Below are 7,163 nucleotides of genomic sequence, written 5' to 3'. Positions count from 1 at the left end.
ACCCCCCCGCGACACCGGCACAGCAGGCACTGCTCGCCATCGCCACGGTGGCGGCGAACTGCAGCTCACCGCTCAGCTCATCTGGGGTGAAGTAGCGAACCCAGTTAAAGAAGGCCCTCTGTCTCTCGGCCTCGAAGATCTCGTACTTGTCCAGCGACACGTACTCGCGCTCGTAGCGGTAGGTGTTGTGGAAGCCGAAGTAGGCCAGCGGACCTTGCGAAGCGCGGCGAACATCGCCTGGTGGATCGGCCGGTAGAAGTGATCCGGTGCGAGCCAGTCCAGGTCCGAGAGCTGGTTCGGGTCGAGGAGTACGGAGCCGAGGACCGCCTGCTCGGCGCTCAGAAGTGGGTTCATCGCCGGCCCGCCGGATCGAAGCCGGAGGGCTCGCTCTGCCGGGTGCGGAGGTCGTGGATTGCGCGGTCGGCAGCGGCCATCGCCTGGGCGAAGTCGTCCAGCCCGGTGGTGAACGCGGGATCGGCTGCGGGGATCGAGCCTGCCCTGCCGACCAGCCACCACTGGCCGTCGTGCAGAACAACCGGCGAGCGTGGCAGCCGCCTGGGACGCGGCGTGGGCGCGCTCATGCCGACAGTCCGAGGTCGTCGCGCCCGATGGTCTTCGCGCGGGCCCGCTCGGTGATCGCCTTCGTGGCGCGGGCGGAGGCCGGCCCGACCACCTTGGCGGAGGGCTCCTTGTACCAGGGCTTGAGGTTGAGCATGGCGACTCGGATGCCGGTGGCCAGCAGCAGCACCTTCCCCTTGGGCAGGGCACGGATCGCGTCGGGTGGCAGAATCCGCTCGGTGCGCATGCTCACCGAGGTGGACTTGCCGCTCTCGCTCGTGGACACCGAAGTCGTCTGGACATCGTGGTCGCCGACCTGCCTGCTGAGGCGGTCGGCGAAGTCCGTGTCGTCGATACCCGAACCGATGATCTTGACGGTGGCGGCCGAGTACAGAGCGTCCATGCCCGCCTCGCCCCAACACCGCTGGCCCTGCCGGTAGGACTGCAGGATCGTCATGGGGATGACGCCCCGGCTGCCCAAGTGGCTGTAGAGGTCCGGGAGATCCGAGATGCGGCACACGTTGGCGGCTTCGTCGAGGACGCACAGGGCGGGCGGATCGAGCCGCCCGCCGGAGCGCTCGGCGACTATCACGGCCGCCCGCATCACGGCGTCGGCCGCAGCAGCGATGATCGCGCTCGCGCTGCCGCCCCCGTCCTTGCTGAGCAGGTACAGGGTGTCGCGGGAGCTGGCGAAGTCGAAGGGCTTGAACTCGGCGAGGTCTTCGTTCGGCGTGACCCATGCGGCGACGTCCGAGTCGAGCAGGCAGCTCGCGTACTGCCTTGCCGTCTCGAAGATGCCGTCGCGGGTCTCGGTCGCGCCGGAGACAGTGCCCTGGAGCTGGGCGGCGACCGCGTTGTGTCCGGCATCGGTCAGCAGGTCCACCGGAGTGCGGTCAGCCGGAGTGGCGAGCCAGGCCAGGACATCGGTTGCGGATCTGGTCGGCCCGTTCGGGGATGGCATGGCTGATGCCGCGCTGCCGGAGCCAGGTGCGGATGGCCTTCGAGCTGTAGCCCTTGTCGCCCAGGACGCGGTCGGGCCGGACCCGCGGCCGTCCGGGACCGATCCGGGGAACCCGTATCGCCTCCATCACGGCGGTGAACTGGGTGCAGTCGTTGGTGTTGCCACTCGTGACAGTGAAGGAGAGCGGGCGGCCCAGGGCGTCGCACGCCAGGTGGATCTTGCTGGTCAGGCCGCCCCGGGACCGTCCGAGTGCTGGCCTGCGGAACCCCCTTTTCGGGCCCCGGCAGCGTGCTGGTGGGCGCGGACCACGGTGGAGTCGACCGACACGAGCCAGTCGATGTCGCCGGCCGCGTCCGCCCCCGCCTGGGCGGCCCGGAGCATTCGCTCGAACGTGCCGTCCAGGGCCCACCTGCGGAAACGGGTATGCAGCGTGGCCCACGGACCGTATCGCTCAGGCACATCCCGCCAAGCCGTCCCGGTGCGGAACTTCCACACGATCCCGTTGAGCACGGTGCGGTCGTCCAACCGCTTCCTGCCCCGCAACGACTCAGGCAGCAGCGGCCGGACGAACTCCCACTCGGCATCGGACAGTTCATGTCGGCGTATCACCGGACCATGATCCACCATCCAAGATCATTTGAAGACACCCCCTAGGCGGTCATGCGGGCGTCGGTGTCGAACAGCTCGCGCTCCGCCGGGTGCAGGATGTGCTGCGTGATGAAGGAGTGACCGGCGACCTTCCACAGACCCCTGCCCTTGGTCAGGGCGGACACTGCCTGGGTTTCGACGCCGGTCAGGCCGAGCAGCGACGCGGCGGCAGAGAGTTGGTCGGGCTCCTGGCGGTAGATGATGCGGGTGGAGCAGTCGGCCAGGAGGCCTTCGGCGAGCACCCGGCCGCGCGAGCCGGCATCGCCAGCCGAGAGCAGGTCCGACAAACGGTGGATGACCATGAGGTTCGCGATGCCGAGGCCACGGCTGAGCTTCCACTGCGACTGCATCCGTTCCAGCAGGCCGACGTGCCTCATCAGCCGCCACGCCTCGTCGTAGATCACCCAGCGTCGCCCGCCCTCGGGGTCTGCGAGGGCGGATTCCATCCATGCGCTCGCGCAGGTCATCGCGAGGACCAGCGCGGTGTCGTCGCCGGAGCTGCCGAGGCGGGAGAGGTCGATGGACAGGATCGGCGTGGTCGGGTCGAAGGCCACCGTCGAAGGGGCGTCGAACATGCCGCTGAGGTCGCCGTGCACCAGCCGGCGCAGGGCGTGCGCGAGGTCCTGAGCGGCGGGCCCCAGGCGCCCCGGCCTGGTGGCCGAGGGCCCGATCGAGGCGCTCGGGCGCGCCGAGGGCGTGTGCGATCTCGCCGAGCAGCGGCACCGTGCCACGGGCGGCAGCCTCGGCGACGACCAGGTCGAGGGCGAGGTCCAGGGCGGTGTGCTCCATCGGCTGGAGGTCGCGCTTCAGCACGGTGCGCGCCAAGCTGGCCAGGAGGAGCAGGGGGCGCTTCCGGACCTCGGTCGCCCAGTCGTCCTCGCTGACGGAGGAGGGCCGGGCCGGGGCGTCCAGCGGGTTTAGCCGCCCCGGGAGGCCGGGGCCCAGCGCGATGCTGTAGCCGCCGAGGGCCTGCGCGACGCCGGTCCACTCGCCCTTGGGGTCGCAGGGGATGTAGATCCGGTAGCCGTGGGCGATCGACCGGGTGGCGATGGACTTCGCCAATGCCGACTTGCCCATGCCGATGATCCCTGCGAGGACCGCGTTCGGGTTCGTGAAGCCCTCGATCCGGCCGCTGTTGTACAGGGCGAAGGGGTCGAAGCAGAACGCCGCTTCGGCGTGGACATCACGACCGATGAAGATCCCCTCCGCCCCCAGGCCGCCCTCGGCCACGAAGGGATAGGCCCCGGAAGCCGTGGCGGTGGTCACCGGTGGGCGGGCAGGTTGAGCTTGCCGCCGCGGGCCGAGGCCGGACCGGGACGACCCGACGGCGGATAGGTCGGCCGCAGCTCCGGGTCGACGGCCACTTCGGCGCGGTGCTTGGTCGGCGTTCCGGCGAGACGTGCCTGGCGGCGGGCCTCGGCGAAACCGGCTCGGGCGGCCCTCTGCTCGGCACGTGATGCCTTGTGCGGTACGTAGATAGTAGAGGTGCTGGCGCGCGTGCGGGGCATGAACGTTCTCCAGACGGGGGGTAGGTCAGCGGCGGACGAGGCCGGTGAACGGCGTGTGCAGGTCGGCCGGGGTGGTGCGGCGGCGCACCAGGTGTGCGGTGCGCTGGTGGCGCTGACAGATGGTCAACTCCGGTGCCCCTTCGGGCAGTCCGGCCTTGCACGCCTCCGGTTCGGGCAGCTCGCCGGAGTACGGCCGGGGCGCCGAGTGGTAGGCGGCGTGGACGTGTTCGGCGGCCTGCCAGATGCGGGTTCGGGCTGCGCGGAGCTGGTCGCCCTCGGCCGGAACGAGCTGCCCGGAGCGGGCGGCGTGGGCGTCCAGCAGGCCGTACAACGAGACGAGGTGGGCGTGCAGAGCGTCCAACTCGGCGCGGGCGGCGACCAGCGGACCGCCGGGGATGTTGAGCGCGCGGTGGAAGTCGAGCGCGGCGGTGGCGAAGGGCACGAAGTCCTGCGCGGTCGGGTTGGCGGTGCGGGACATGAGGGCTCTTTCGAAGAGAGGGAACGCCGAGCCAACGTCAGACGGCGAGCGCGAGCGGCATGGCGGCGGCTGTGAACGCTTCGGCCTGCTGCCAGGTCAGCGGCCGTACGTCGAGCTGGGCGCCGACGGCGGCGGTCTCCACAACCGCGCAGGCGGCCCGGAGTTCTTCCTCGGAGTCGGCCGAGACGGTTAGCAGCCCCGTCAGGGCGACATCGGCGTGGCCCGCGATGAGCTGACGCTCGCGGGACTTGATGTCCTGGTACTCGATCGAGTCCGCCTCGGAGTCGACCTGGCCGCGTCGGGCACGCTCGGCGGCATCGGCGATCACGCTGGCCTTCTTGCGCTGGACATCGCGCAGTGCGGCGTCCAGTCCCTTCGGCTCGTAGGAGAGCGACAGCGTGCGACGGACCCCGCCGGTGAACAGGAGCTGGTGCAGGAAGCCGGCCGAGGTCTCGGTCCGGGGCCAGTTCTCCACCCAATACGTGGCGTGGACGGCCGAGTCGGTCGCGATGTGGTCCGCCTTCTCGATGACCACGACCGGTCCGGCGGCGGCGGGCTCGGCCTCGGGACGACCGGCGGTCGCCCACCGGTCCAGTGTCGCGAGGGCCTTGGGGTCGTAGGCGGTGCGCACGACGGCGGCGATCTCGCGGGCGGCGAGCCAGACGGTGGGGTTGAGCCCGGCGGTCCGCGCGGCCTGATCGAAGGTGGAGGTCAGCTGCGCCAGGACGCTGAAGGACCCGGTCAGACCGCCGCCAGCCTGGTTGATCAGCCGTCGCGCCGCCTTGGTGTCCAGCGACACCGCGACGTACGCCTCGTGCGGGGCCGCCGCCGGGCCCGCGCTCTGGATCAGCTCGCTGTAGATCGCGCCAGCCATGGGGGTGTGAGGCTGGCCGTGCTCTTCCCAGTAGCGGCGCAGGGCGTCGCCGGAGTCCGGGACGGTGCGCTCGATCACCTGGATGCGGGCGATCTGCCCGGCGCGGGCGAGCGCGGCCAGCGCCCGTCCCCAGCCGCTGACGTTGGCCTGCTGGGTGCCCGGGTCGAGCAGCGCGTAGGCGCGGGAGGAAGCCTTGACCACGGCCGTCAGCGTGCCGCTGTGCGGATTGTGGACCGCACCGTAGCGGCCATCGGGCGCGGTGAACACGCGCAGGCTGGCTGCGGTGCCGGGAAGGTGGAGGAGCCCTTCGCGGGTCGGTCGGCGGGAGGGCCGGGTGAGCCAGACGAGCTGGCCTCGCATCCGGCGCAGAACGTATCGGGTGACGGTCGGAGCCCAGTCCGCCAGGGCACGGCCCCGGTGGCGGACGAAGACAAGGAGGGCGATCGCGGCCCACAGCGGGATGAGCTGAAGAGCGCCGACCACGCCGCGGGTGAGGACCACGGCGAGAAGGAGAAGGCCGGTGAGGCCGGCGACGATCAGTTGCGGGGCGGTCAGTCCGAGCAGAATGCCGCGCCTGCTGCGGTGGGGGAACTTCACGGTGGCCGTGGTGGCTTCGGCCTGGTGCTTGCCGGACATGCTGGTTCCAGACGGTGGGAGCGGGCGGAAGGCGGGGCGCGCGGCGCTCTTCTGGAAGTCATGGCGAACTCCTCTACTAGATCGGCGAGTTGGGTGGCGGGCCGTGGAGTACGGCCCGCCCCGGCTGTGGTGTGTCAGGGGCCCGACGGCGTCGAAAGACCCGGTGGCTTACCGTCCGGTGGGAGACGGCGGCGCGGTGCCCGTATACGTCATGCCGCCGCCAGGTGGCGACGTGCCGACGTGCCGATCGGAGCTGCCGGTAACACCTTGGACGTGCACCTCGGAACCGTCCTCGCCGGGACGCGTGATGAGCGGTGGGATCCCGGGTCGCTGGATCAGGGCTCGGCCCTTGTCGCCGGTGGCGTTCGGGTTCTCGCCGTACCGGAAGCGGGTCTGCTGCTTGGGCGGGCCGGCGTCGATTCCCTCCTTGCTGAGGTTGCCGCCGGAGGGGTTGATGCCGGAGGCGACGCCGTCGGTGCCTGCACCGGGGACCTTGTTGGGCCCCTGGGGGGCGGGGGTTCCGGTCTTGGCCTGCATCGCCAGGGTGCCCGCAGTCTTCGCCGCTCCGGCGGCTACCGCCATGCCGGCGACGCTGGTGCGGTGCAGGTCGTCGTGGCCGCCGCCGTCGCTGGCCCAGTGGACGAATTTGTACGTCGCGTAGGGGCAGAGCAATACGAGGACCATCACGACGATGCCCGCCATCGCGTCGGACAGGGCACCCATCCCGTCGCTGGTGTCGGTCTTGCCCATGGCGGAGACGCCGATGAGGAAGACGACGGTCATCAGGAGCTTGGAGACGATCAAGGTGGCGGTGGCCTCGATCCAGCTGCGCCGCCACCGCTTGGCAACCTCCCAGCCACCACCGGCCCCGGCGAACACGGCGAGGGCGACTATGATGAGCACGCCGACCTTGCGGGCGACCATGACGCCCCAGTAGAGGAAGGCACCGATGGCACATCCCACGGCGACCAGGGCTGGGATGGCCCAGCCGAGGCCGTACATGGCCCCCAGTTGATTGACCTTGATCACGCGGCGGATCGCGTCGTCGACGGAGGTGTTGGCCGCTTGGAACAGGCCGTCGGACAGGGCGTCGACCACCGTGATAGCCACGGTGGTGAAGGCGATGGCGGAGAAGCTGAACAGAACGCCGGTCATGGTCCCGAACGCCGCCTGAGCAAGGGCGCGTTCATTGCGTCGCCAGGCCGCGAACATGAGCTGGATACAGAAGATGCCGACGGTCAGGGCGAGCCCGATGGGCAGCAGCAGCTCGTAGTTGTCCCGGAACCATCCGGCGTTGAGGTCGATGGCGGTCGTCTTGTTGACGGCCTTGGCGGCGAGATCGGCCGCGCTGGCCGCCAGCTCGCCCGCCGACTTGGCGATCCACGCGCCGATGCCGTCGGTGACGGCCCCGGCGGGGTTGGTGGCGAAGTCGACTGCGCCGCACACCTTGTCCATCATGGGGAAGTCGCAGACTCCCATGGTGCTACCTCCTTTCTCGGA

General features: G+C 70.5%; 4 protein-coding genes and 4 pseudogenes. All 8 read right to left on the bottom strand.

What is annotated here, in order from left to right:
- Positions 1-207 precede the first annotated feature (207 nt).
- Positions 208-354 (bottom strand): annotated as a pseudogene (locus QIT00_RS36760) (DnaB-like helicase N-terminal domain-containing protein); the annotation flags it as partial.
- Positions 351-581, bottom strand: a complete 231-nt coding sequence (locus QIT00_RS36755) for a hypothetical protein (protein WP_282539850.1) — start codon at positions 579-581, stop codon at positions 351-353. The pseudogene QIT00_RS36760 and the gene QIT00_RS36755, both read right to left, overlap by 4 nt.
- Positions 578-1,495: pseudogene (locus QIT00_RS36750) on the bottom strand (type IV secretory system conjugative DNA transfer family protein); the annotation flags it as partial. The pseudogene QIT00_RS36750 and the gene QIT00_RS36755, both read right to left, overlap by 4 nt.
- Positions 1,482-2,146, bottom strand: a pseudogene (locus QIT00_RS36745) (IS5 family transposase); the annotation flags it as partial. The pseudogenes QIT00_RS36745 and QIT00_RS36750, both read right to left, overlap by 14 nt.
- Before the next feature lie 23 nt (positions 2,147-2,169).
- Positions 2,170-3,675 (bottom strand): annotated as a pseudogene (locus tag QIT00_RS36740) (ATP-binding protein).
- A gap of 25 nt (positions 3,676-3,700) precedes the next feature.
- On the bottom strand, positions 3,701-4,153 hold the full coding sequence (locus QIT00_RS36735) for a DUF6238 family protein (RefSeq protein WP_282539849.1): 453 nt from the start codon (positions 4,151-4,153) through the stop codon (positions 3,701-3,703).
- 37 nt (positions 4,154-4,190) lie between these two features.
- A complete protein-coding gene (locus tag QIT00_RS36730; RefSeq protein WP_282539848.1) occupies positions 4,191-5,663 on the bottom strand; it encodes an SCO6880 family protein in 1,473 nt (490 codons plus the stop codon).
- Between the two features lie 168 nt (positions 5,664-5,831).
- Complete coding sequence (locus tag QIT00_RS36725) at positions 5,832-7,142, bottom strand: SCO6881 family protein (protein WP_282539847.1); 1,311 nt, start codon at positions 7,140-7,142, stop codon at positions 5,832-5,834.
- Between the last annotated feature and the right edge of the window lie 21 nt (positions 7,143-7,163).

Origin of the sequence: Streptomyces luteolus (assembly GCF_029968015.1) — a bacterium.
Classification (GTDB): Bacteria; Actinomycetota; Actinomycetes; order Streptomycetales; family Streptomycetaceae; genus Streptomyces; species Streptomyces luteolus.
This window is presented reverse-complemented; position numbering and strand designations above follow the sequence as displayed.

Coding starts and splice junctions, on each gene's coding strand:
- QIT00_RS36730 (WP_282539848.1), bottom strand. CDS start 5,663: ATGTCCGGCAAGCACCAGGCCGAAGCCACCACGGCCACCGTGAAGTTC.
- QIT00_RS36725 (WP_282539847.1), bottom strand. CDS start 7,142: ATGGGAGTCTGCGACTTCCCCATGATGGACAAGGTGTGCGGCGCAGTC.
- QIT00_RS36735 (WP_282539849.1), bottom strand. CDS start 4,153: ATGTCCCGCACCGCCAACCCGACCGCGCAGGACTTCGTGCCCTTCGCC.
- QIT00_RS36755 (WP_282539850.1), bottom strand. CDS start 581: ATGAGCGCGCCCACGCCGCGTCCCAGGCGGCTGCCACGCTCGCCGGTT.